The sequence below is a fragment of the Vibrio sp. SCSIO 43153 genome, from assembly GCF_023716625.1.
Lineage (GTDB): Bacteria > Pseudomonadota > Gammaproteobacteria > Enterobacterales > Vibrionaceae > Vibrio > Vibrio rotiferianus.
This window is the reverse complement of sequence record NZ_CP071855.1, coordinates 3,144,105-3,168,546: the sequence shown is the minus strand read 5'-3', so window position 1 is coordinate 3,168,546 and position 24,442 is coordinate 3,144,105. Positions and strand designations below refer to the sequence as shown.

General features: G+C 47.9%; 15 protein-coding genes, 2 tRNA genes and 4 rRNA genes. 8 read left to right on the top strand and 13 right to left on the bottom strand.

Translation table 11 applies throughout. The features are described 5' to 3' along the window. Window positions 1–19 precede the first annotated feature (19 nt). The 6 genes from rrf (J4N37_RS15115) (at window position 20) to rrf (J4N37_RS15090) (ending at window position 5,618) form a co-directional block, all read left to right on the top strand. A 5S ribosomal RNA gene (gene rrf / locus J4N37_RS15115) occupies window positions 20–136 on the top strand. Window positions 137–451: 315 nt separating this feature from the next. Then, window positions 452–2,003: ribosomal RNA gene (locus tag J4N37_RS15110) — 16S ribosomal RNA — on the top strand. 68 nt (window positions 2,004–2,071) lie between these two features. Further along, a tRNA-Ile gene (locus J4N37_RS15105) sits at window positions 2,072–2,148 on the top strand. A 39-nt stretch (window positions 2,149–2,187) separates the two neighbouring features. Further along, window positions 2,188–2,263 (top strand) — tRNA-Ala (locus J4N37_RS15100). Between the two features lie 261 nt (window positions 2,264–2,524). Beyond that, window positions 2,525–5,414, top strand: a 23S ribosomal RNA gene (locus J4N37_RS15095). 87 nt (window positions 5,415–5,501) lie between these two features. Then, window positions 5,502–5,618 (top strand): 5S ribosomal RNA (gene rrf / locus J4N37_RS15090). The 16S, 23S and 5S rRNA genes sit together here with 2 tRNA genes alongside, the layout of an rRNA operon. 311 nt (window positions 5,619–5,929) lie before the next feature. Here rrf (J4N37_RS15090) and J4N37_RS15085 read toward each other — a convergent pair. From J4N37_RS15085 to J4N37_RS15040, 10 genes are all read right to left on the bottom strand, one after another. Beyond that, window positions 5,930–6,919: a sensor domain-containing diguanylate cyclase gene (locus J4N37_RS15085; RefSeq protein WP_252041307.1), complete on the bottom strand. Its 990-nt coding sequence runs from the start codon at window positions 6,917–6,919 to the stop codon at window positions 5,930–5,932. A 202-nt stretch (window positions 6,920–7,121) separates the two neighbouring features. After that, a complete protein-coding gene (gene fis / locus J4N37_RS15080) occupies window positions 7,122–7,418 on the bottom strand; it encodes a DNA-binding transcriptional regulator Fis (protein ID WP_000462885.1) in 297 nt (98 codons plus the stop codon). Window positions 7,419–7,441: 23 nt separating this feature from the next. Beyond that, window positions 7,442–8,410, bottom strand: coding sequence for a tRNA dihydrouridine synthase DusB (dusB, locus tag J4N37_RS15075; protein ID WP_038884139.1), 969 nt, complete (start codon window positions 8,408–8,410; stop codon window positions 7,442–7,444). 139 nt (window positions 8,411–8,549) lie between these two features. Beyond that, window positions 8,550–9,437 carry a 50S ribosomal protein L11 methyltransferase gene (prmA, locus tag J4N37_RS15070; protein WP_005428804.1) on the bottom strand — a complete coding sequence of 296 codons (888 nt, stop codon included), beginning with the start codon at window positions 9,435–9,437 and terminating at the stop codon, window positions 8,550–8,552. Window positions 9,438–9,567: 130 nt separating this feature from the next. Beyond that, on the bottom strand, window positions 9,568–10,911 hold the full coding sequence (gene accC, locus J4N37_RS15065; protein WP_252041305.1) for an acetyl-CoA carboxylase biotin carboxylase subunit: 1,344 nt from the start codon (window positions 10,909–10,911) through the stop codon (window positions 9,568–9,570). A gap of 14 nt (window positions 10,912–10,925) precedes the next feature. Beyond that, a complete protein-coding gene (gene accB / locus J4N37_RS15060) occupies window positions 10,926–11,393 on the bottom strand; it encodes an acetyl-CoA carboxylase biotin carboxyl carrier protein (protein WP_038892505.1) in 468 nt (155 codons plus the stop codon). A 59-nt stretch (window positions 11,394–11,452) separates the two neighbouring features. After that, window positions 11,453–11,902 carry a type II 3-dehydroquinate dehydratase gene (aroQ, locus tag J4N37_RS15055; RefSeq protein WP_045389864.1) on the bottom strand — a complete coding sequence of 150 codons (450 nt, stop codon included), beginning with the start codon at window positions 11,900–11,902 and terminating at the stop codon, window positions 11,453–11,455. A gap of 307 nt (window positions 11,903–12,209) precedes the next feature. Continuing rightward, window positions 12,210–14,162, bottom strand: coding sequence for an acetate--CoA ligase (acs, locus tag J4N37_RS15050; RefSeq protein WP_005428764.1), 1,953 nt, complete (start codon window positions 14,160–14,162; stop codon window positions 12,210–12,212). A 217-nt stretch (window positions 14,163–14,379) separates the two neighbouring features. Beyond that, the gene (locus J4N37_RS15045) at window positions 14,380–15,012 is read right to left on the bottom strand and encodes a 3'-5' exonuclease (RefSeq protein WP_252041303.1); all 633 of its coding nucleotides are present in this window, start codon (window positions 15,010–15,012) and stop codon (window positions 14,380–14,382) included. Window positions 15,013–15,047: 35 nt separating this feature from the next. Beyond that, on the bottom strand, window positions 15,048–16,874 hold the full coding sequence (locus J4N37_RS15040; protein ID WP_171306926.1) for a DUF294 nucleotidyltransferase-like domain-containing protein: 1,827 nt from the start codon (window positions 16,872–16,874) through the stop codon (window positions 15,048–15,050). Window positions 16,875–17,113: 239 nt separating this feature from the next. On the opposite strand from J4N37_RS15040, the gene J4N37_RS15035 reads away from it, so the two are divergent. Then, window positions 17,114–18,304 carry a 3-phenylpropionate MFS transporter gene (locus J4N37_RS15035; RefSeq protein ID WP_252041301.1) on the top strand — a complete coding sequence of 397 codons (1,191 nt, stop codon included), beginning with the start codon at window positions 17,114–17,116 and terminating at the stop codon, window positions 18,302–18,304. A 135-nt stretch (window positions 18,305–18,439) separates the two neighbouring features. Then, window positions 18,440–21,871, top strand: coding sequence for a hybrid sensor histidine kinase/response regulator (locus J4N37_RS15030; protein WP_252041299.1), 3,432 nt, complete (start codon window positions 18,440–18,442; stop codon window positions 21,869–21,871). 56 nt (window positions 21,872–21,927) lie between these two features. On the opposite strand, the gene J4N37_RS15025 is transcribed toward J4N37_RS15030, so the two are convergent. From J4N37_RS15025 to J4N37_RS15015, 3 genes are all read right to left on the bottom strand, one after another. Continuing rightward, entirely contained in the window at window positions 21,928–23,313 is a 1,386-nt protein-coding gene (locus J4N37_RS15025) for a class II fumarate hydratase (protein WP_252041297.1), read from the bottom strand. Between the two features lie 16 nt (window positions 23,314–23,329). Continuing rightward, entirely contained in the window at window positions 23,330–23,710 is a 381-nt protein-coding gene (locus J4N37_RS15020; RefSeq protein ID WP_252041295.1) for a hypothetical protein, read from the bottom strand. Between the two features lie 215 nt (window positions 23,711–23,925). After that, on the bottom strand, window positions 23,926–24,411 hold the full coding sequence (locus J4N37_RS15015; RefSeq protein ID WP_038896825.1) for a hypothetical protein: 486 nt from the start codon (window positions 24,409–24,411) through the stop codon (window positions 23,926–23,928). Window positions 24,412–24,442 lie beyond the last annotated feature (31 nt).

Below are 24,442 nucleotides of genomic sequence, written 5' to 3'. Positions count from 1 at the left end.
TTCCGAATTAAAGAATTTGCTTGGCGACCATAGCGATTTGGACCCACCTGATTTCCATTCCGAACTCAGAAGTGAAACGAATTAGCGCCGATGGTAGTGTGGGGCTTCCCCATGTGAGAGTAGGACATCGCCAGGCTTTATTTCGCACTTGCTTATTTAATAAGCAAGTCACCATAAAGTTCTAAATTATTTTAGAGTTTTATGTTGACTTTCAAAGTGGGAAGCGTATTATACGCACCTCGCTGAGACACTAACGTGTTGAAAGCCAAGCTCTTTAACAATATAGACCTATCAATCTGTGTGGGCACTCGTTGATGATAATCCAATTAGAAACTTCGGTTTCAAATTAGGTTTCAATGATACGAAGTGACCATTGAATCGAAAGATTCAGCACAGTCAATTCAAACATTACTTATGTAATGTTCAGTATTCATTGAGCCGACAAAATCTTAAATTGAAGAGTTTGATCATGGCTCAGATTGAACGCTGGCGGCAGGCCTAACACATGCAAGTCGAGCGGAAACGAGTTATCTGAACCTTCGGGGACGATAACGGCGTCGAGCGGCGGACGGGTGAGTAATGCCTAGGAAATTGCCCTGATGTGGGGGATAACCATTGGAAACGATGGCTAATACCGCATAATGCCTACGGGCCAAAGAGGGGGACCTTCGGGCCTCTCGCGTCAGGATATGCCTAGGTGGGATTAGCTAGTTGGTGAGGTAATGGCTCACCAAGGCGACGATCCCTAGCTGGTCTGAGAGGATGATCAGCCACACTGGAACTGAGACACGGTCCAGACTCCTACGGGAGGCAGCAGTGGGGAATATTGCACAATGGGCGCAAGCCTGATGCAGCCATGCCGCGTGTGTGAAGAAGGCCTTCGGGTTGTAAAGCACTTTCAGTCGTGAGGAAGGTAGTGTAGTTAATAGCTGCATTATTTGACGTTAGCGACAGAAGAAGCACCGGCTAACTCCGTGCCAGCAGCCGCGGTAATACGGAGGGTGCGAGCGTTAATCGGAATTACTGGGCGTAAAGCGCATGCAGGTGGTTTGTTAAGTCAGATGTGAAAGCCCGGGGCTCAACCTCGGAATTGCATTTGAAACTGGCAGACTAGAGTACTGTAGAGGGGGGTAGAATTTCAGGTGTAGCGGTGAAATGCGTAGAGATCTGAAGGAATACCGGTGGCGAAGGCGGCCCCCTGGACAGATACTGACACTCAGATGCGAAAGCGTGGGGAGCAAACAGGATTAGATACCCTGGTAGTCCACGCCGTAAACGATGTCTACTTGGAGGTTGTGGCCTTGAGCCGTGGCTTTCGGAGCTAACGCGTTAAGTAGACCGCCTGGGGAGTACGGTCGCAAGATTAAAACTCAAATGAATTGACGGGGGCCCGCACAAGCGGTGGAGCATGTGGTTTAATTCGATGCAACGCGAAGAACCTTACCTACTCTTGACATCCAGAGAACTTTCCAGAGATGGATTGGTGCCTTCGGGAACTCTGAGACAGGTGCTGCATGGCTGTCGTCAGCTCGTGTTGTGAAATGTTGGGTTAAGTCCCGCAACGAGCGCAACCCTTATCCTTGTTTGCCAGCGAGTAATGTCGGGAACTCCAGGGAGACTGCCGGTGATAAACCGGAGGAAGGTGGGGACGACGTCAAGTCATCATGGCCCTTACGAGTAGGGCTACACACGTGCTACAATGGCGCATACAGAGGGCAGCCAACTTGCGAGAGTGAGCGAATCCCAAAAAGTGCGTCGTAGTCCGGATCGGAGTCTGCAACTCGACTCCGTGAAGTCGGAATCGCTAGTAATCGTGGATCAGAATGCCACGGTGAATACGTTCCCGGGCCTTGTACACACCGCCCGTCACACCATGGGAGTGGGCTGCAAAAGAAGTAGGTAGTTTAACCTTCGGGAGGACGCTTACCACTTTGTGGTTCATGACTGGGGTGAAGTCGTAACAAGGTAGCGCTAGGGGAACCTGGCGCTGGATCACCTCCTTATACGATGATTACTCACGATGAGTGTCCACACAGATTGATACGGTTTATAAAGTAAAAGAGACGATACTGGGTCTGTAGCTCAGGTGGTTAGAGCGTTCGCCTGATAAGCGAGAGGTCGGTGGTTCGAGTCCACTCAGACCCACCAATTTCCTTTGAAGTTGGTATGCAGTATCGACACCTTGATGGGGCTATAGCTCAGCTGGGAGAGCGCCTGCCTTGCACGCAGGAGGTCTGCGGTTCGATCCCGCATAGCTCCACCATCTTTAAGTGTTCTTGCAAAAGAATCTTTAAAAATGGTTTTCATTAGAAAATCTGCTCTTTAACAATTTGGAAAGCTGACAAATCAACAATTTATTGTTGATTGTAAAGTTCTCAATGTTTGTCTTTATGACAAACACCAATACAACACATTCAAGTGTTCTTGGAATTTGAGTCCGGCAAAATCGAGTCTGCATCATGTATAAAAATTGCAGACAACTTTGGTGACTTGTTCATCAACTCGAAACTCCTTCGGGTTGTATGGTTAAGTGACTAAGCGTACACGGTGGATGCCTTGGCAGTCAGAGGCGATGAAGGACGTATTAACTTGCGATAAGCCCAGATTAGGTAGTAAAAACCATTTGAGTCTGGGATTTCCGAATGGGGAAACCCACTTACATAAGTAAGTATCGCTGCGTGAATACATAGCGCAGCGAGGCGAACCGGGGGAACTGAAACATCTAAGTACCCCGAGGAAAAGAAATCAACCGAGATTCCGAAAGTAGCGGCGAGCGAAATTGGACTAGCCCTTAAGCTTTATATGCGTTAGACGAACGGTCTGGAAAGTCCGGCGATACAGGGTGATAGCCCCGTAGTTGACAACGCACATTCAGTGAAATCGAGTAGGGCGGGACACGTGATATCCTGTCTGAATATGGGGGGACCATCCTCCAAGGCTAAATACTACTGACTGACCGATAGTGAACCAGTACCGTGAGGGAAAGGCGAAAAGAACCCCTGTGAGGGGAGTGAAATAGAACCTGAAACCGTGTACGTACAAGCAGTAGGAGCACCTTCGTGGTGTGACTGCGTACCTTTTGTATAATGGGTCAGCGACTTATATTCAGTGGCAAGGTTAACCATCTAGGGGAGCCGTAGGGAAACCGAGTCTTAACTGGGCGTTCAGTCTCTGGATATAGACCCGAAACCAGGTGATCTAGCCATGGGCAGGTTGAAGGTTGAGTAACATCAACTGGAGGACCGAACCGACTAATGTTGAAAAATTAGCGGATGACTTGTGGCTAGGGGTGAAAGGCCAATCAAACCTGGAGATAGCTGGTTCTCCCCGAAAGCTATTTAGGTAGCGCCTCGGACGAATACTACTGGGGGTAGAGCACTGTTAAGGCTAGGGGGTCATCCCGACTTACCAACCCTTTGCAAACTCCGAATACCAGTAAGTACTATCCGGGAGACACACGGCGGGTGCTAACGTCCGTCGTGGAGAGGGAAACAACCCAGACCGCCAGCTAAGGTCCCAAATTATAGCTAAGTGGGAAACGATGTGGGAAGGCTTAGACAGCTAGGATGTTGGCTTAGAAGCAGCCATCATTTAAAGAAAGCGTAATAGCTCACTAGTCGAGTCGGCCTGCGCGGAAGATGTAACGGGGCTAAGCTATAAACCGAAGCTGCGGCAATGAAGTTTACTTCATTGGGTAGGGGAGCGTTCTGTAAGCCGTTGAAGGTGTGTTGTAAAGCATGCTGGAGGTATCAGAAGTGCGAATGCTGACATGAGTAACGATAAAGGGGGTGAAAAACCTCCTCGCCGGAAGACCAAGGGTTCCTGTCCAACGTTAATCGGGGCAGGGTAAGTCGACCCCTAAGGCGAGGCCGAAAGGCGTAGTCGATGGGAAACGGGTTAATATTCCCGTACTTCTTACAATTGCGATGGGGGGACGGAGAAGGCTAGGTGGGCCTGGCGACGGTTGTCCAGGTTCAAGTGCGTAGGCTGAAGAGTTAGGTAAATCCGGCTCTTCTTAAGGCTGAGACACGACGTCGAGCTACTACGGTAGTGAAGTCATTGATGCCATGCTTCCAGGAAAAGCCTCTAAGCTTCAGATTGTAAGGAATCGTACCCCAAACCGACACAGGTGGTCGGGTAGAGAATACCAAGGCGCTTGAGAGAACTCGGGTGAAGGAACTAGGCAAAATGGTACCGTAACTTCGGGAGAAGGTACGCTCTCGACGGTGAAGTCCCTTGCGGATGGAGCTATTGAGAGTCGCAGATACCAGGTGGCTGCAACTGTTTATTAAAAACACAGCACTGTGCAAAATCGTAAGATGACGTATACGGTGTGACGCCTGCCCGGTGCCGGAAGGTTAATTGATGGGGTTAGACTTCGGTCGAAGCTCTTGATCGAAGCCCCGGTAAACGGCGGCCGTAACTATAACGGTCCTAAGGTAGCGAAATTCCTTGTCGGGTAAGTTCCGACCTGCACGAATGGCGTAATGATGGCCACGCTGTCTCCACCCGAGACTCAGTGAAATTGAAATCGCTGTGAAGATGCAGTGTACCCGCGGCTAGACGGAAAGACCCCGTGAACCTTTACTACAGCTTGGCACTGAACATTGACCCTACATGTGTAGGATAGGTGGGAGGCTTTGAAACCAGCACGCCAGTGTTGGTGGAGCCGTCCTTGAAATACCACCCTTGTAGTGTTGATGTTCTAACGTCGACCCCTTATCGGGGTTACGGACAGTGCCTGGTGGGTAGTTTGACTGGGGCGGTCTCCTCCCAAAGCGTAACGGAGGAGCACGAAGGTGGGCTAATCACGGTTGGACATCGTGAGGTTAGTGCAATGGCATAAGCCCGCTTGACTGCGAGAATGACAATTCGAGCAGGTGCGAAAGCAGGTCATAGTGATCCGGTGGTTCTGAATGGAAGGGCCATCGCTCAACGGATAAAAGGTACTCCGGGGATAACAGGCTGATACCGCCCAAGAGTTCATATCGACGGCGGTGTTTGGCACCTCGATGTCGGCTCATCACATCCTGGGGCTGAAGTCGGTCCCAAGGGTATGGCTGTTCGCCATTTAAAGTGGTACGCGAGCTGGGTTTAGAACGTCGTGAGACAGTTCGGTCCCTATCTGCCGTGGGCGTTGGAAGATTGAAGGGGGCTGCTCCTAGTACGAGAGGACCGGAGTGGACGAACCTCTGGTGTTCGGGTTGTGTCGCCAGACGCATTGCCCGGTAGCTAAGTTCGGAATCGATAACCGCTGAAAGCATCTAAGCGGGAAGCGAGCCCTGAGATGAGTCTTCCCTGATACTTTAAGTATCCTAAAGGGTTGTTCGAGACTAGAACGTTGATAGGCAGGGTGTGTAAGCGTTGTGAGGCGTTGAGCTAACCTGTACTAATTGCCCGTGAGGCTTAACCATACAACACCCAAGGGGTTTTGATGGACTCAATGTAAGAACATTGAATGTGTTAAGAACTGAAAACAGCTTTCCGAATTAAAGAATTTGCTTGGCGACCATAGCGATTTGGACCCACCTGATTTCCATTCCGAACTCAGAAGTGAAACGAATTAGCGCCGATGGTAGTGTGGGGCTTCCCCATGTGAGAGTAGGACATCGCCAGGCTTTAAATTTGAAGAAGCCCACTCGAAAGAGTGGGCTTTTTTGCATTTGGCACAAAGTAAATTTCTCCAGCAACGAATAGCTTGTTAAAGTCGCACCTAATTCCCGTTCACCATTCTTTCTTTCCAGCTAAGAAATTAGCTACGATGCAGTGCTAACGCACTACCTCTTCGCGTAACCTACAGTTTGCCATTATTCGGCTACCTCAAAGCCTTTATTGTTTTACGCGTATAAAACGCGTTAGACAGCGACCTAGGTATGCATTGAGAGAAGCTAGAAATGGTGTTGATTAGTTTGAAGTAAGGCAGGGAGAGCTAAGAAACTTTTTGGATTCTTAAGTTAGTAGAGTGCTGTAACTTTACATCAGGGATGCTGCCGTGATAAAGAGTCACTTGATTGCGTCCAGAGTGCTTTGAGTAATACATGGCTTTATCTGCGTTAATCATAAGCTCTTTAGCGCTAGATACTTGCTCATCATATTCTGCAACACCAATACTAACTGTAGTACTGATCTCAATGCCATCGACTTTACATGGCGCATTTTGAATCGCGTCTCTCATCCTTTCTGCGACATCATAGGCTTGTATAGCACTGGTATTGGCTAAGATAACGGCAAACTCTTCTCCTCCTAGGCGACCGATAAAATCAGTGCCACGAATAGATCGTTGGCAGATCTTTGCTACGTGATGGATCACGTGATCTCCGGAGAAGTGACCTACTTGATCATTAATCTCTTTAAAATGGTCAATATCGATCATTATGCATGAAAAGGTCTGAGATAGCCCTGCATGCGAGCTCAGAGCCTTGTCTAGGTTGGTTAAGAATGCTCGACGATTCATTACACCAGTTAGCTCATCGGTCTCTGAGAGCGTTTTAAGGCGCTTTTCAAGCAGGTGTGTTTTAGTCACATCACGAACGGACCACATTACCCAATTTTCGTCACTATGAATGCTTTCAACAGGTTTGATGATCGCTTCAAACCAGGTTTCTTCTGGGTTCTCTAATGCCTCTAGCTCTTCTATCGGCATTAGTAGGTGGTCTTGTAAGGAGATGCTGTATTTGACGACTTTTGGTTGGTTAGTACGGACGACTTCATCAATATAGCCAACGAGCTCTGCAGCTTTGCTAGCAGACAAGACCTCACTTAGTGTGAGGTTGGTATAGCTTGAGGCATTGAAGGTTTTGGAATGATACGTGCCGCCAAAACTCTCGATATAGCGACCTTGTTCATTGAGGATAAAGACATGATCAGGGAGAGTATTTAGAATAGCATAAAGCCACTCTTCCCTTTCTTTATAAATCATGAAGTTAATTCCTTTATCCAACGTAAGCTCTTGATTATATCTGTTTAAATTGAGTTCACAATCAATACTGATCACACTTCAATGTATCAGCATTGGTTAAGACTGGTTCATAACGTGACTAAGAGCTGGTCGGATAGGTAATAAAAAAGGCTTAGCCATTGCTGACTAAGCCTTTTTTACAAAATTACTGTATGGACTAGTATTAGTTCATGCCGTATTTTTTAAGTTTCTTGCGAAGAGTACCGCGGTTGATACCCATCATAGTTGCTGCGCGAGTTTGGTTACCGCGAGTGTACTGCATGATGGTATCTAGTAGTGGCTGTTCAACTTCAGCTAGAACTAATTCGTATAGTTCTGTTACTTCCTGGCCGTTTAGTTGAGCTAGGTAGTTTTTAAGAGACGCTTTAACAGAGTCACGTAAAGGCTTTTGAGTAATCTGGTCTTGTGACGTTACTGTAGTTACTGTTAATGCTTCTGAAGTCAGATTTTGTTCGAACATATTCGGTCTAGCTCTTCTCTTAATTATGATGCAACGTTATCAAAATAACCTTCTAACGCTTCAAGTTGCAGCTCAGCTGCATCGATAGCGTTAAAGGTACGGCGAAACTCACTCGCTTGTTCATGCTCTTTTAGGTACCAACCAACGTGCTTACGCGCGATACGTGGGCCTAAGAACTCTCCATAGAAATCATGCAGAGCGTTCACATGACCAAGCATAATGGTTTTCACTTCCTCACTTGGAAGCTCATCCATCGTGGTGCCGTTTTCCAAATAGTGATGGATTTCCTGGAAAATCCAAGGACGACCTTGGGCAGGGCGTCCAATCATTAAAGCGTCAGCACCGGTGTACTCCAGTACAAACTTCGCTTTCTCCGGGCTATCGATATCACCGTTTGCGATAACCGGAATGGATATAGCTTGTTTAACTGCTTTAATGCTGTCGTATTCGGCCTCACCTTTGTACATACAGGCTTTCGTTCTGCCATGCAGAGCGAGAGCTTGGATGCCGCAGTCTTCGGCTAATTTAGCGATTTGGACACAGTTTTTGTTTTCTGTATCCCAGCCAGTGCGGGTTTTTAACGTTACAGGAACGTTTACCGCGTTCACTACCGCAGTCAAAATCTCTTTGATGATGTCTGGGTATTGTAGCAGTGCTGAACCCGCCAGCTTCTTATTCACTTTTTTTGCTGGGCAGCCCATGTTGATGTCGATGATTTGTGCACCATTTTCAACACTGAATTGAGCCGCATCGGCCATAAGCTGTGGATCGGAACCGGCAATCTGTACTGAGCGAATGCCCGATTCGCCTTCATGTACCATGCGCTGTTTCGACTTTGACGTTCCCCATAGTTTCGGGTTTGCAGACATCATTTCACTGACGGCCATTCCCGCACCATAGCGAAGACACAACTCGCGAAACGGTCTATCCGTTACACCAGCCATAGGGGCTACGATTAGATTGTTCTTAAGTTGATAGTTTCCGATTTTCAAAACGTCATCACAGTTCTGTACCAGCAAGGGCGCGCATTTTACGCATTTTTTCACTGCGTGAAAAGACTAATATTTGAGCATTTACAAATTGTTTTGTTAATTTGTATGAAATTCAGACAATTAGCCCTGAAAACCTTGTCTAGCCTTGCTTACGACCAGAGATACGACACCACTCACTTTGCTCTGCGATTGGGTCAATGTGAAGCTCGTCACGGTAATGGTTCGCTACATCTTCTGCTTGAGTATCTAAAACACCCGACATTGCAAGGTCGCCATTTGGCTTCACTAGGCTTTTAATGATTGGTGCTAGTTCACGAAGTGGACCTGCAAGAATGTTTGCAACCACAACGTCTGCAATTAGACCTTCAGGCTGGTTTTGAGGTAGGAACACTTCAAGTTGATCGGCTACGCCATTACGTTCAGCGTTGTCGCGAGATGCTTGCAGTGCTTGAGGATCAATGTCGATCCCGATAACTTTTTCTGCGCCTAGTTTGATCGCTGCGATCGCTAGGATGCCTGAACCACAGCCGAAGTCGATTACTGTCTTACCTGATAGATCGAGACCCTCTAGCCACTCAAGGCAAAGTGCTGTCGTTGGGTGAGTACCTGTACCGAATGCAAGGCCCGGATCGAGCATTACGTTTACTGCGTCTGGCTCTGGAATTTCACGCCAGCTTGGGCAAATCCATAGACGTTCGCCGAACTTCATTGGGTGGAAGTTTTCCATCCACTCGCGTTCCCAGTCTTTGTCTTCTAGCTGTTCTACTTTGTAAGCAAAATCGTCCGCTAGCATGTTGCTTGCTTTGATTTGAGTGATGATGAAGTTTGTATCAGCTTCTGCATCGTACAGTGCCAGAATGTCAGTATCGCCCCATAAGCGAGTCTCGCCAGGTAGAGGTTCGAATACAGGCGTATCCTGCGCGTCTAGGAATGTTACAGACAGCGCACCAGTCTCTTCCATTAGCATGTCGCCGATTTGCTCAGCGTTTTCATTGGTCGCATTGAGTTTGATTTGAATCCAAGGCATTTGTTTTTGCTCTTAAAGTGAATGAAGTGGCGCAGAGTTTACCAGAACTCTACGATTTGTTTGAGTATAGACTTTATACAAAACAAAAATGCCCACAGATGTGGGCATTTATTATGAGGTTAGCGAAGGCTTATTGTAGGCCTAGCTTCTTCTCTAGGTAGTGAATGTTTGCACCACCGTGCTGGAAGTTCTCATCATTCATGATTGACTCTTGTAGAGTAACGTTAGTCTTGATGCCTTCAATGATCATCTCGCCTAGTGCGTTCTTCATACGTGCAATCGCTACATCACGGTTCTCACCGTAAGTGATCAGTTTACCAATCATTGAATCGTAATGAGGTGGTACTGTGTAGCCTGTGTAAATGTGAGATTCCCAACGAACACCCATACCGCCTGGCGCGTGGAAGCGTTCAATCTTACCCGGTGAAGGTAGGAAACGCTCTGGGTCTTCTGCGTTGATACGACACTCAATCGCATGGCCGCGGATCTTGATGTCATCCTGAGTGAATGACAATGGCTGACCTGCTGCTACGCGTAGCTGTTCTTTAATTAGGTCAACGCCGGTAACCATTTCTGTTACTGGGTGCTCAACCTGAATACGAGTGTTCATTTCGATGAAGTAGAATTCACCGTTCTCGTATAGGAATTCGAACGTACCTGCGCCACGGTAACCGATTTCTAGACATGCACGAGTACAACGTTCACCGATGTACTTACGCATCTCTTCTGTGATACCTGGTGCTGGTGCTTCTTCAACAACCTTCTGGTGACGACGCTGCATAGAACAGTCACGTTCACCTAGGTGGATAGCACCGCCTTGGCCATCAGCAATCACTTGTACTTCAACGTGACGAGGGTTTTCTAGGAATTTCTCCATGTAAACCATGTCGTTGTTGAACGCCGATTTTGCTTCTGCACGCGTCATAGCGATAGCTTGAACAAGTTCCGCTTCAGAACGTACAACGCGCATACCACGACCACCGCCGCCACCAGAGGCTTTGATGATTACTGGGTAGCCGATACGCTTAGCGTGAGCTTTGTTTTTGTCTTCGTCGTTATCTAGTGGACCGTCAGAACCTGGTACACAAGGAACGCCTGCTTTTTTCATTGCGTTGATTGCTGACACTTTGTCACCCATCATGCGGATGGTGTCTGCTTTAGGACCAACGAAGATGAAACCGCTGCGCTCTACTTGCTCAGCAAAGTCTGCGTTCTCAGATAGGAAGCCGTAACCTGGGTGAATCGCAATAGCACCAGTCACTTCTGCCGCAGAAATGATGCGAGGGATGTTCAGGTAACTGTCGATACCACGAGCAGGACCGATACATACTGTTTCGTCTGCAAGTAGTACGTGCTTAAGATCGCGGTCAGCTGTTGAGTGAACTGCCACAGTCTTAATACCTAATTCTTTACAAGCGCGAAGGATACGAAGTGCGATTTCACCTCGGTTCGCGATGACTACTTTATCTAGCATAAGGCAAGCCCCGCTTATTCGATTACAACTAGTGGTTGGTCGAATTCAACTGGTTGGCCGTCTTCAACTAGGATTGCAGTTACAACACCTGATTTGTCCGCTTCGATTTGGTTCATCATTTTCATTGCTTCAACGATACATAGAGTTTCGCCAGCATTTACGCTCTGACCAACTTCAACGAATGATTTCGCGTCTGGACTTGGAGAACGGTAGAAAGTACCAACCATTGGAGAAAGAACTTGGTGACCTGCAGGAACTGCTGCTGGTGCTTCTGCGGCCATTGCTGGTGCGTCTGCTACTGGAGCCGCTGCCACTGGCGCAGGTGCTGCTACTGGAGCTGCTGCGTAATGAACTGGTGCTGGAGCCGCTGCAGGACCACTACGGCTGATGCGTACTGACTCTTCACCTTCAGAGATTTCTAGCTCAGCAATGCCAGATTCTTCAACTAACTCGATTAGCTTCTTGATTTTACGAATATCCATCTTTTCTTTCTCTTTTATCTTGTGATTAAGACAACCCAAAGGGCTGCAGAGTGTTTGGTTTACTTTGCCTGCAATTTCGCGATTGCTGCAGACAGAGCGAATTCATAACCTTGTGCACCTAAGCCACAAATCACCCCTTCTGCTTTATCAGACAGATAAGAATGATGGCGGAACGGCTCGCGAGCGTGAACGTTCGATAGGTGCACTTCGATAAATGGGATGGCTACGCCAAGTAATGCATCACGCAGCGCCACACTGGTATGAGTGAAAGCGGCTGGGTTAATGATGATGAAGTCCACGTTGCCATAAGCTGCATGGATAGCTTCAATCAGTTCGTACTCACGATTAGATTGCAGGTGTTCAAGTTCCACCCCAGAGTTGTGAGCTTGTTCAGTCAATGCGTCAACAATCTGTGCTAGGGTGTTGCTACCGTAATGCGTCGGTTCACGCAGACCTAATAGGTTAAGATTTGGTCCGTTTAGAACTAGAATCCGTGACTTTGCAGACATTATGTTGCTATCTTCCTTTATCGTGAGTGGAACGTTTATATTCCCAAATATACGATAATTCAGCACGATTTTTTTGTTAAAACCGAGCAAATTTTAAAAAATCGACCAAGATTATAGCTAATTCACAGCAATTAGCAGCAATTTACTGGTCTAATCTCCTAATGTCCCCTGTCGTTTCTGTAACCAAGTTAACAAAAACAACATAATTGCCATGTGGTTATTGTGGTTTATTTTGCGTCCACGCACAAAAAAGCCACCATATGCAATGGTGGCTTTTAGGGCTAGCGTTTAAAACAGAGGTGGGGTGTTATGCCAGTTCTGCTTTCTCTGCAATTAGCTTGTCTACAACACTTGGATCGGCCAATGTCGAAGTATCACCTAGGTTGCTGGTATCACCCGTTGCAATCTTACGTAGGATGCGGCGCATGATCTTACCGGAGCGAGTTTTTGGTAGAGAGTCTGTCCAGTGCAGTACGTCTGGCGTTGCGATTGGGCCAATCTCTTTACGTACCCAGTCTTTCACCTCTTTGTGCAGTTCGGCTGATGGGAATTCACCGTCATTAAGCGTGACGTATGCGTAAATTGCCTGACCTTTGATGTCATGAGGAATACCGACAATCGCTGCTTCTGCAATCTTATCGTGTGCAACCAGTGCTGATTCAATTTCTGCGGTACCCATACGGTGACCTGATACGTTCAATACGTCATCTACACGACCTGTGATCCAGTAATAGCCGTCTTCGTCACGACGAGCACCATCACTGGTGAAGTACATGCCTTTGAAGGTAGAGAAGTAGGTTTGCTCAAAGCGCTCGTGGTCACCGTAAACAGTACGCATCTGACCTGGCCATGAATCAAGGATCACTAAGTTACCTTCTGCTGCGGTCTCTTCAATGATGTTACCCATGTTGTCCACTAGCGCAGGTTGTACGCCGAAGAATGGGCGAGTTGCTGAGCCTGGTTTCAGGTCTGTTGCACCTGGTAGTGGCGCAATCAAGATACCGCCTGTCTCTGTTTGCCACCAAGTATCAACGATAGGTGAGTTTTCATTACCGATAGTCTTGTAGTACCACTCCCATGCTTCAGGGTTGATAGGTTCACCTACTGAGCCCATTACGCGCAAGCTTGAACGAGATGTTCCGGCTACCGCTTCGTTACCTTTTGCCATTAGTGCACGAATCGCTGTTGGTGCAGTGTAGAGAATGTTTACTTGATGCTTATCAACCACTTCACTCATGCGAGCCGTGCTTGGGTAGTTTGGTACACCTTCGAACAGAATGGTTTTCGCACCGTTCGCCAGTGGACCGTAAATTAAGTAAGTGTGACCTGTAATCCAACCCACATCTGCCGTACACCAGAACGTTTCACCTTCTTGGTAATCGAACACGTATTTGAAGGTCATGGTTGCGTACACTAGGTAACCACCTGTAGTGTGCAGCACGCCTTTTGGCTTACCTGTTGAGCCTGAAGTGTAAAGAATGAATAGAGGGTCTTCCGCTTTCATCTCTTCTGGTGGACATACGTCAGAAACAACAGCCGTTGCTTCGTGCCACCAAACGTCACGGTGCTCGTGCCAATCAATGTCGCCGCCCGTACGTTTTAGAACGACAACTTTGTCGATGGTTTTTACTTCTGGGTTTGTCAGTGCTTCATCAACGTTTTTCTTCAGTGGTACTGCGCGACCACCACGAACGCCTTCGTCAGCGGTGATAACGATTTTAGCATCTGAGTCGATGATACGACCGGACAGGGCTTCTGGCGAGAAGCCACCAAATACCACGGTATGAACCGCACCAATACGGGTACATGCCAGCATTGCGATAGCCGCTTCTGGCACCATTGGCATGTAAAGACAAACCACGTCGCCTTTGTGTACGCCTTGCTCTTTTAGTGCGTTAGAGAACTTACACACTTCTTTGTGCAGTTCATTGAATGTGAGGGTTTTGTCGTCGGCAGGATCATCGCCTTCCCAGATGATCGCGACTTCATCGCCACGCTCGGCAAGGTGACGGTCAATACAGTTTGCAGATACGTTCAGCGTACCGTCTTCGAACCAACGAATGTCGACGTGACCAGTATCGAAAGAGGTGTTTTTAACTTGAGTGAATGGCTTAATCCAATCGACAACTTTACCGTGTTCGCTCCAGAAGCCTTCAGGGTCGCTTACCGACTGCTGATACATGGCTAGGTAAGTGTCATTATCCGCATGCGTATGGTTTTTAATGTTTTCTTTTACCGGATAAACGTGGGCTTCGCTCATGGCTTCTCTCCTTGTGCCTTTAATTCTCGACCTTCGTCTTTTGTAGGGCTGTGTTCGCTCTTGGTTTATGTGTCATCAAGAACGTTGCTGTGCATATAACTGTCAGTCACAGCGCGTATTTCCACAATTAGACTTTAGGATGAGAGTGAGTAATGCGCTGCGATATTGCTGAAATAAAAGCGATTGTGGGAGGTGGATCGAAAGCTGAGTCTTAAACCTATTGGGTATACGGTACGCTCAGGTTAGGTAAATCGCCTTTGGTCAGGCGTACATACACTAAAGCGGCGGATTTTGCGTCTTGCAGGGCATCGTGTTTGTCTTGAATCGGCAGTTCAAGGTGCTTACAAATTGCATCAAGACTTAAGTCGAAGTAGGCGTTAGGCAAATGACGTTCGAGCTTATCGTGATAAATCTGGCTAACCTCGATTAATGGGTTGGGCAGTGGAAAACCTAAATGCCTCAGACAGGCGAGGTCGAGGATCTTTTTGTCATAGCGAATGTGGTAGCCGACTAAAGGACGATTGCCGATAAAGTCGAGCAGCTTGATGAGTGCTTCTTTTTCGCTGATGCCATCCACCAAATCTTGGTGGCGGATATGGTGAATTTTCACTGAACCTGAATCGAGTGATTGCGGGGCGCGTAGTCGAACTTCGAACGGTTTACTGGTGATGATGCGATTATCGATGATTTTGGTCGCAGCGATGGTGACCAGCTCGGCACGATTTGGATCCAAGCTGGTGGTTTCGCAATCGAGAGAGACAAATTCGCCTTTTTGCGGCGAACAGAACAGTGGCTGATAAGGTGAGTCTTTCAGCTTGTAATGCCAGTATTTCCTTTGTAGCCAATTCATCCCTGTTACCTCTCGTCTTATTTGCCTAAAAGACTCTAATCACGGATTTGATAATGGAAGCCTAAGAACTGCTTAAACTTCTTCACTACGTGTAAGCTGTGGCGCAGCAGGTCTCGTTCTGTCCTGTCTAACTGTTTGATATCGATATTGTTCAGTGCTTCCTGCTTACTCAATTGCTGGTTCAAACGGATCTTGAAGAACAGCTTCAGCGCTTCGTTGAGGTTGTCTGCGGTTTCTGGTTCTAAGATGCGTTTGTTTCTCAGTGCTTCGATACGCTCGAAGGTGTTCTTCTCTTCAATCGCGTATTCCAATGCCAGAGTGCGAATGCCATGCACGATTGGAAAGATGCCGCCGCGCTTTATATCCAGCCCATCTTTAGCACTTTTTACGTTACCAAACAGAGTAAGAGGCACGGAAAATTGCAGAGCAGGGCGAGTGAAATCGGACAGAATCAACATGCGATCTTCCATGCTGTCTCTGAGGTGCTCGGCGATAGGCGTGAGCAGCTCTCGATTGCCTGCGACCGCATGAGCGTCGCTGAAGATGGCTAAGTCCATGATTTGTTCAGGCTGCGCTTTAGCAATCCAACCATCGATAGTTTTGACCCACTCTTGCTGTGTTCGAACCCACTTCGGATTGTTAACCATGACTTTGCCAGGGCAGAGTGGGTAGCCCAGTTGCTGCAAGGTGTGGGTGAGGGTTTGCATCACTTCGGAGCAATGTTCCCATTCCAACCCATCTTGGATGATCAGCGCATTGTCTTGATCGGTTTTGAGGATTTGTTCTCCACGACCTTCCGAGCCAAGCACAATCAAACAGCAGTGATCGTGCAGTGCTGGTGGCACCACAAGCTCAAACGCTTTTTCGATGATTTGTTCGTTTACGGCGGATATCAGCTCCATGATGAAGCGAGTGCGGATGCCATTGGTCAGCAAGCTATCCACCAACTGACGCTGTCGATTGGAAGCAAGGGCTAACTCTTCCACGCTACTGGCTCGTGCAATACTGAGTGTCAGTACGTGTGAGTGAGTGGAAAACGCACTGAGGATCTGCGTCATATCCAACATACCGACCGCTTGATTGCCTTCGCACACCATGAGACGTTTCATGCGATTTCGTGTCATGGTGATCATGGCGTTAAACAAGAAGTCACCATCATCTACGTGATAAACAGGGAAGGTCGCAATCTCACTCACTGGCGTATCGAGTGGGTGGCCGTCAAGCATCACGGCATGAAGCATATTGGTTCGAGTCACTATCGCGTAGGGATGCGCCGATGGATATTGCTCTAAGCGCGGGTCCTCTTGGCTAAGCTGAACCAAAGCAGCATCGATGCCATTGTCCTTGAGTGTTTTGGTGACCTGATTAATTGGCATATCAGGTGCCAATAGCATTGGTGGATGATAGATGCTGCTATCGACTTTAGTCAGAATGAACTCCGCAAGGTTTTGCTGCTGCTGAGCCGCTTCAATGAGGGCTTGGCGTTTGGATAAGTTGTTATCGAAGTAGGCGGCGAACTGTCCGTTCTCGTTATACAGCTCAAGAAACACGTCTTTGGGCAGCAAGTACGAGAGGGTATCTTCTAGTGCTACATACTGATGGCGGACGCTTCCTTCGAACAACGAACGCACATCAAACATGTCGTCGTTAGCGTAGTGAGCAAACACTTCGTCTTGATCTTTTGAGCGCTCTTCTACCGCGCCTTTAATCAGTACGTGCAGATGAGGGTTGTCTTGCCCACAAGCTAAGATGACATCTCTCGTTCGGTAATACGCCACATCTAGAGATGAGCGCAGTCGATTTTGCTGTGCGTCGGTCAGGCGATCGAACGGTGGAGATTGCATATTAAATTTGTCAGGCATGAGAGCACCTAAATTTGGTGGGAACACATTCTAAGTCTGACAAATTTCCCTGCCGAAGCCAGACGACTTTGGTCTAAATCGTCACAATCTAATTTTGCATTTCGAGAGCCTGTACCATAGAGGAAACGGTAAGTTGCCGATTCTTCCCTTTTTCTATTACGCATTGCGATCCATAATTCCGCGTCCCAAACGTTTACGTGGTGGAAGTCTTTAGTTTTGTCGTTTTTAGGATATCTGTGATGTTGAAACCCTCTCCGTATGGCTGGATTTCCCAGTACTTTCTCGGATTCTTTTTTGCGTATGGCGTGTATCTGCCATTTTGGTCATTGTGGTTTAAAGAGCAGGGCGTTTCTCCGACAGACATCGGTCTATTAGTCGGGTTGGGCTTAGCGACACGTTGTGTGGCGAATATGGTCATTACGCCACGTTTACATAAGGTTGAACACATCATGCCAGCGCTACGCTGGTTAAGTTTTGCTGCCCTTATTTTTGTTGGCTTCCACTTTTTCACCGGCGGCAACTTCTGGTTAATGGCACTCGCCACTGTCTTGTTTAACTTGTGTTGTGGTCCTGTGGTGCCTTTATCTGATGCCATGGCAAACTACTATGCGCGTTTGAAGATGCTCGATTACGGTCGTACCCGCTTGTGGGGCTCTATTGCTTTTATTGCTGGCTCAACGGTGGTTGGGTATTTAGTGGCAGAATTTGGCTCTGATATGATTCTCTATACGGCAATGGCCGGGGTATTCATCTCGCTATTGTTTGTTATGCGTAATACCAACCCAATGCCTGTGACCCGCGGTGACCAGCATGCTGAACGTCCGAAGCTATCAGCACTACTTACTGATAAACCTGTGGTCAAGTTTCTTGTGCTGGTGGCGTTAATACAAGGTAGTCATGCGGCGTACTATGGTTTTAGTGCCATTCACTGGAAAGCTGCAGGTCATTCTGAAGATGTGATTGGTTACTTGTGGAGCTTAGGTGTGGCAGCTGAAGTTGCCGTGTTTGCTCTGAGTAAGCGTCTATTCGCTGGCTGGTCTTTGCGCACTCTGTTTGTGATTGCTGCCGGTGGTGTGATGCTGCGTTGGGGCATGACAGCCACGACGACTTCTATATTCGCATTAGTGGTCGTGCAAATGCTTCACGGCGTGACGTTTGCGATGGCACACATTGCCGCAATTCAATACATCCAGAACTCAGCAGAGAACAAGATGGTGGCATTGCAGGCGTTGTACAATGCGATTCCACTTGGTGCGTTTATCGCACTAATGACGGTGAGCAGTGGTTGGGGTTACGAGCACTGGGGGGCGAGTATCTTCTGGTTGATGGCTGCGATGGGTTTTGTTGCGTTGTTCATCAAAGTTGAGCCTCAAAATGATGAAAGTAATGTGGTAGACCTATCAGCCAATGCACCTGAAGCACAGAATTAAGCTTCTGTGACAGAGATTAAAAACTAACCTTTGTCTCTGTTGTGAAAGCAGTGTTAAATGAAACCTCTCCCTTATGGAGAGGTTTTTTTATTCTCTTGCTTTAAAAACGGCAAGAAAGGCAAGAAAGGATATCGAATGCAAGGATGGCTAGTGATTCCCGTTTCTTTGGCGTATTTGGGAATCCTGTTTTTAATCGCTTGGTATGGTGACAAACAAAAGAGATGGTTAGCGCGTTGGCGACCATGGATCTACAGTTTGTCGATTGCGGTCTACTGTACGTCGTGGACCTTCTACGGCACGGTTGGACAGGCGAGCAATAATCCTTGGTCCTTCTTACCCATCTACATTGCGCCGATAATCGTGTTTACCATCGGCTGGCGCGTTCTCGCTCGGCTTATACTGATTGCCAAGCGTGAGCACATCACCTCAATTGCTGACTTCATTGCTGCCCGCTATGGTAAATCGCAAGGTTTGGCGGTGGCTGTTACCTTAATTGCCGTGGCGGGTATTCTGCCGTATATCGCTTTGCAGCTGCGTGGCATCACCATGGGATTAGAAATCATTGCGCCAGATTTGGCTTCTGATCTCAGTTATCAAAACTACAGTGTGTCTTGGTTTGTGGTGGGGGCGATGGCGATCTTCACCATGCTGTTTGGTACGCGCCATATCGATAACACCGAACACCACCGCGGCATGATGATGGCGATTGCGTTTGAATCTGTGCTCAAGCTGGTGGCGTTCTTGGTGGTGGGCGTGTTTATTGTTTGGCTCGCGATGGATACCGAGAGCTTCCATCTCGCTGATATCGCATCTGAAACCTATGAGTCGCCAAATATTCCGACTTTGTTGATTCATACCATTCTGACCATGTTGGCGATTGTCTGTTTGCCACGTCAGTTTCATACCATGGTGGTTGAGAATGAACGCGCGCAAGACCTACATGTTGCCCGTTGGCTATTCCCACTGTATCTGATTCTGATGGGCATCTTTGTTTTGCCGATCGCGTGGGTAGGACAAAGCCTGTTGAGTGGCAGTCCTGCTGATACCTACGTGATAAGTGTGCCGATGGCGGTGGGTGCAAATGACATTGCGTTGCTGGCTTTCTTGGGTGGTACTTCGGCGGCAAGTGGTATGGTTATCGTCTCGACCATTGCCTTAGCAATCATGGTATCGAACGATTTGGTGATGCCGCTGATTCTGCGCCGGATGAAGTTATCAAAACGCAATCATCACCACTTTTCTACGTTGCTGTTACGTATACGTCGTGGGCTTATTCTGCTTCTTTTGATTGGCGCATGGGGCTTTTATCAGGCTTTAGATAGTATTCACTCACTCTCCGCAATAGGGTTTCTCTCGTTTGCAGCGATTACCCAGTTTGCTCCATCTTTGATTGGCGGCATGTACTGGCGTCAGGGCAACAAAAAGGGCGTGTATGTTGGTTTGCTGGTGGGTTTCACAATTTGGTTGATTACTTTAATGAGCCAAACCGACATGCTAGCGGGCGATGCAACCAATAACTTACTAATTTGGCTTATCACACCACCTGATTTATTGGCAGGCTTTGGCATTGCCGTTTCTGATTGGGGCATGATCCTCAGCGTGGTGGCGAATACCGCATGTTTTGTCGCCGTATCGCTAGCCACGCGGCCAAGCATAAGTGAACGCTTACAATCGGCATCATTCGTTGGCACACCTTTGCCTGAGAGTGAAAATATCAGCTTGTACCAAAGCCGCGTCACGGTTAGTGAGCTAGAGATGCTAGCCTCTCGATTTGTCGGACGCACGCGAGTGAAATCTGCCTTCCAAACCTATTGGAGTCAGCAACGAGAAGAGCTACTTCCTAACCAACAAGCCCCCTCTACCTTGATTCGACATACTGAGCGCGTACTTGCCGGTGTGTTTGGTGCCTCTTCTGCTAAGTTAGTACTTACTTCTGCGTTGCAGGGCAGAAACATGCAACTTGAGGAGGTGGCGACTATTGTTGATGAAGCCTCTGAGCTGTACGATTTTAGCCGTGGTTTGCTGCAAGGGGCGATTGAACATATTGGACAAGGTATCGCGGTTGTCGACAAACAATTGAGGTTGGTGGCGTGGAACCAGCGTTACCTTGAGTTGTTTGTCTTCCCGCCGGGGTTGATTCAGGTCGGGCGTCCGATTGCTGAAGTCATTCGTCATAATGCTGAGCAGGGTCTGTGTGGTCCGGGTGACCCCGAAGATCACGTTCGTCGCCGTGTTTATCACCTTGAACAAGGCACGCGACATACCTCTTCCCGTGTGCGTCCAGATGGTCGTGTAATTGAAGTGCAAGGTAACCCAATGCCCGGTGGCGGTTTCGTTATGAGCTTTACCGATATCACCGTTTTCCGCGATGCGGAGCAAGCTCTGAAAGACGCTAATGAGACACTAGAAGAGCGCGTTCGTGCTCGTACTCGTGAGTTGGAACAATTGAACAAACAGCTGGTGGCAGCGACGCAACGTTCTGAGCATGAGTCACAGTCTAAGTCGCGCTTCTTAGCGGCGGTGAGCCATGACTTGATGCAGCCGCTGAACGCCGCACGTCTGTTTGCTTCTTCGTTGTCGGAAGTTGCCAAAGACAGTGAAACCCAAAAGCTGTCGACCCACATTGAGAGTGCATTAGGTGCAGCAGAAGATTTGATTGGTGATTTGCTGGATATTTCGCGTTTGGAATCGGGCAAGCTAGACGTCAATGTGCATGGCTTTGCGGTTAATGATGTATTGGCAAACTTGAATGCGGAATTCAGTGCGCTGGCGAAACAACAAGGTATTGAGTTCACCATGATCCCATCGTCTTTGATGGTGAAATCCGACCCGAAATTGCTGCGCCGTGTTGTGCAGAACTTCCTTACCAATGCGTTCCGTTATAGCCCGAATGGCAAAGTGGCGCTCGGTGTACGCCGCGTACAAGGGCGAATGCGTATCGATGTATGGGATAACGGTATGGGGATCGAAGAGGAGAAGCAACAAGAGATCTTCGAAGAGTTTAATCGCGGTACTCAAGTTCGTTCTGATCAAGGTTTGGGGCTAGGCTTAGCCATCTCGAAAGGTATTGCTCAAGTGCTGGGGCATGAAATCTCGATGCGTTCTTGGTTTGGTAAAGGCAGTGTGTTCTCGATTACCTTAGATAAAGCAGAGAAGTTACATATTCCGGCGGTTAAAGCGGTGAAGAGTGCACAATCCGATTTAAGCCATATTCGTGTCCTATGTGTTGATAACGAGCCGGATATTCTGGTCGGAATGGAAAATTTACTCTCACGCTGGGGGTGTGATATTCGCATTGCGACTGACATCGTTGAGAGTCTGAAAGCTATCGAAGACGATTGGCTGCCAGATGTAATTTTCTCCGATTATCGTTTAGACAATGGTCGAACAGGATTAGAAGTGTTGCAGCAATGCCGCTTGCGTCTGGGTAACCGTTTTGAAGGGGTGATCATCAGTGCCGATCGAACCGATGACATGATGGAAGGCATTAAAGCCAATGGGTTTAGTTTTATCGCCAAACCTGTAAAACCTTTGAAACTACGTTCGGTGCTCAATCGAGTCGCCTAGAAAAAAAGACCTCCGATTGGAGGTCTTTTGCTTTAAGGGGGTGATCGGTCGGTGGCTTATTCTGCAACGCCGCCTTGAGTCAGTTTGGCTGGATCGAGCAATCTTTCTAATGTGGTACGATCTAAGTCCGTTTCTTCTTCCGCGACATCAATGATAGCGCGACCTTGTTTGTAGGCTTTCTTCGCTACTTCGGCTGCTTTTAGGTAGCCAATCACAGGGTTAAGTGCGGTGACCAGAATCGGGTTCTTCGCCAGTGCCACATCAAGGTTGTCTTGGCGCACTTCAAACGTCGCGATGGCTTTGTCTGCCAAAGCTACGGCGCTGTTCGACAGCAGTTCAATGCTTTCTAGTACATTGTGAGCAATCACTGGCAGCATCACGTTTAGCTGGAAGTTACCCGATTGACCGGCAACGGTAATGGTCGCGTCGTTACCAATCACTTGGGCAGACGCCATAGCAGCTGCTTCTGGAATCACTGGGTTCACTTTGCCTGGCATGATGGAAGAGCCCGGTTGCAAACCTTGCAGTTCGATTTCACCTAGGCCTGCGAGTGGACCTGAGTTCATCCAGCGAAGATCGTTTGAGATCTTCATGATCGCAACTGCTGCTGTTTTGAGCTGTCCCGATAGGGCAACGATCGCATCCTGACTGCTGAGATTGAAAAAGAAGTTTTTGCTTGAAGCAAACTCGATGCGCGTTGATTGCGCTAAGTTATCAGCAAAAAGATCGGCGAAGCGCGGATCGGCGTTGATCCCTGTGCCCACCGCTGTTCCACCTTGGGCTAACGCTTTCACTGCTGGCAGTGTTTGCTCAATGGCTTGCTTAGCATGCTCAATTTGGAACTGCCAGCCGCCAAGCTCTTGGGCGAAGGTAATTGGCATCGCATCCATGAGGTGCGTGCGACCTGTTTTCACCACATCTTTTAGTGCTTGCTGCTTAGTCTCTAGTGTTTCACTTAAGTGAGACAATGCAGGCAGTAGCTGTTTTTCAATCGCAATTGCAGAGCTGACTTGAATCGCTGTAGGCACTACGTCGTTACTGCTTTGACCCATGTTGACGTGATCATTTGGATTGACCGTTCCGCCTAGGTGCTCAGACGCTAATGTTGCAATCACTTCGTTGGCATTCATGTTTGAGCTGGTGCCCGAGCCGGTTTGGAATACATCGATAGGGAATTGGTCGAGGTGTTTACCATCAATGATTGCTTGCGCAGCATCGGCGATGGCATTGGCAATATCACCTTCTAGCAAGCCAAGTTGAGCATTGGTGAGCGCAGCGGTTTGTTTGATGTGCGCTAGTGCTTGGATAAAGCCAGTCGGCATAGTGTGCTTGCTAAAAGCAAAGTTATCGACAGCGCGTTGAGTTTGGGCTTGATACAAAGCGTTGGCTGGGACTTTGACTTCGCCCATGCTGTCTGCTTCGATACGGAATTCCGTGGTCATGGTAGGTTCCTTTTGTTTAATCGAGTGGCGTCTGTATCAGACGTAATTGTTGTTGTAATGAGAGAAATTTCACATCGCCATCCTCAAATTGGTAGTAGTAACGTTTGAGACAAAGTAGCGGAGTGTGAATGGAATCGAGGCAAACTCGGCGGAAGATGCGGCTACGAGCAGGGTTTTGAATGGCATCAAGTAGATGGAAGTAAACCTGACGCAAATACAGTTCGCACAGCAACAGGTTTTCGTGCTCTGCATCGTGATCGTAGATGGACGACAGCACCATGCCCCAATGGATGTAATCATGAATCACATCAGGTTCGAAGCCGCTTGGCGCATACACATGAAGGAATCGGTCTTGCGCTTTAAAAAAGGCGTTGTAGATGGCTTGGCTGCTGTCCATAGTTACCTCGATACTTAAGATAATGATAATTATTATCAATTAATTGTCGATTAGCAACCACAGCTTTTTTAAGGAAATAACACAACAAAAAAAGCCGATACTCGGACTCAGTATCGGCTGAAGTGGGAGAGCTCAATCCCTACAATTAAGCTCGGTATTCTTTCGCGAGATAAGGTCGGCTCAAATGCGTCTTCAAGCCTTATGGAGCAGGTAAGTTATTTGTCCGTAAACAAAGTCTCGTATTTCACAAATGCTGTTTGCGTTTCACCGTAGTAGAGTGTGCCTTCAGATTGAATCGCAACACGTAACCAACTCTCGGCTGATGCAGGCTTAGGCAAAGTGATGGTCCAGTTTTGTCCGGCTTGATCCGCTGGTGTCATGTCAATTGGCTGTGCGTTTTGCTCTTGGCTATCCACGACTGAAAGCTTCACCCCTTCCAGTGGATAAGCCGCATGTAAAGACAACTCTAGGCTATCTTGCGTCAGCTTTTCTGAGCGAAACTTCACTTTAAAGTCACCATTCTCCATATCACACAAGCCACTGGTATAACGGCAATTCGACTTACTGGCCAGTTTGTAGCTTTCCCCTTCTTTAGCGGCATGAGGCTTTTCACTCAGAGCCATGTCTGTACCGAAATAAGCGATCAAAGAAAGAATTGGGGCGATCAACAGAGCGATAATAAAGTGCTTGTTTTTGAACATGTTGGCTTCCTTGCTACAACTTCATAAGGTT

Coding starts and splice junctions, on each gene's coding strand:
- J4N37_RS15045 (WP_252041303.1), bottom strand. CDS start 15,012: ATGAATTGGCTACAAAGGAAATACTGGCATTACAAGCTGAAAGACTCA.
- J4N37_RS15025 (WP_252041297.1), bottom strand. CDS start 23,313: ATGACCACGGAATTCCGTATCGAAGCAGACAGCATGGGCGAAGTCAAA.
- J4N37_RS15015 (WP_038896825.1), bottom strand. CDS start 24,411: ATGTTCAAAAACAAGCACTTTATTATCGCTCTGTTGATCGCCCCAATT.
- J4N37_RS15020 (WP_252041295.1), bottom strand. CDS start 23,710: ATGGACAGCAGCCAAGCCATCTACAACGCCTTTTTTAAAGCGCAAGAC.
- J4N37_RS15085 (WP_252041307.1), bottom strand. CDS start 6,919: ATGATTTATAAAGAAAGGGAAGAGTGGCTTTATGCTATTCTAAATACT.
- fis (WP_000462885.1), bottom strand. CDS start 7,418: ATGTTCGAACAAAATCTGACTTCAGAAGCATTAACAGTAACTACAGTA.
- prmA (WP_005428804.1), bottom strand. CDS start 9,437: ATGCCTTGGATTCAAATCAAACTCAATGCGACCAATGAAAACGCTGAG.
- J4N37_RS15030 (WP_252041299.1), top strand. CDS start 18,440: ATGCAAGGATGGCTAGTGATTCCCGTTTCTTTGGCGTATTTGGGAATC.
- accB (WP_038892505.1), bottom strand. CDS start 11,393: ATGGATATTCGTAAAATCAAGAAGCTAATCGAGTTAGTTGAAGAATCT.
- acs (WP_005428764.1), bottom strand. CDS start 14,162: ATGAGCGAAGCCCACGTTTATCCGGTAAAAGAAAACATTAAAAACCAT.
- J4N37_RS15035 (WP_252041301.1), top strand. CDS start 17,114: ATGTTGAAACCCTCTCCGTATGGCTGGATTTCCCAGTACTTTCTCGGA.
- aroQ (WP_045389864.1), bottom strand. CDS start 11,902: ATGTCTGCAAAGTCACGGATTCTAGTTCTAAACGGACCAAATCTTAAC.
- J4N37_RS15040 (WP_171306926.1), bottom strand. CDS start 16,874: ATGCCTGACAAATTTAATATGCAATCTCCACCGTTCGATCGCCTGACC.
- accC (WP_252041305.1), bottom strand. CDS start 10,911: ATGCTAGATAAAGTAGTCATCGCGAACCGAGGTGAAATCGCACTTCGT.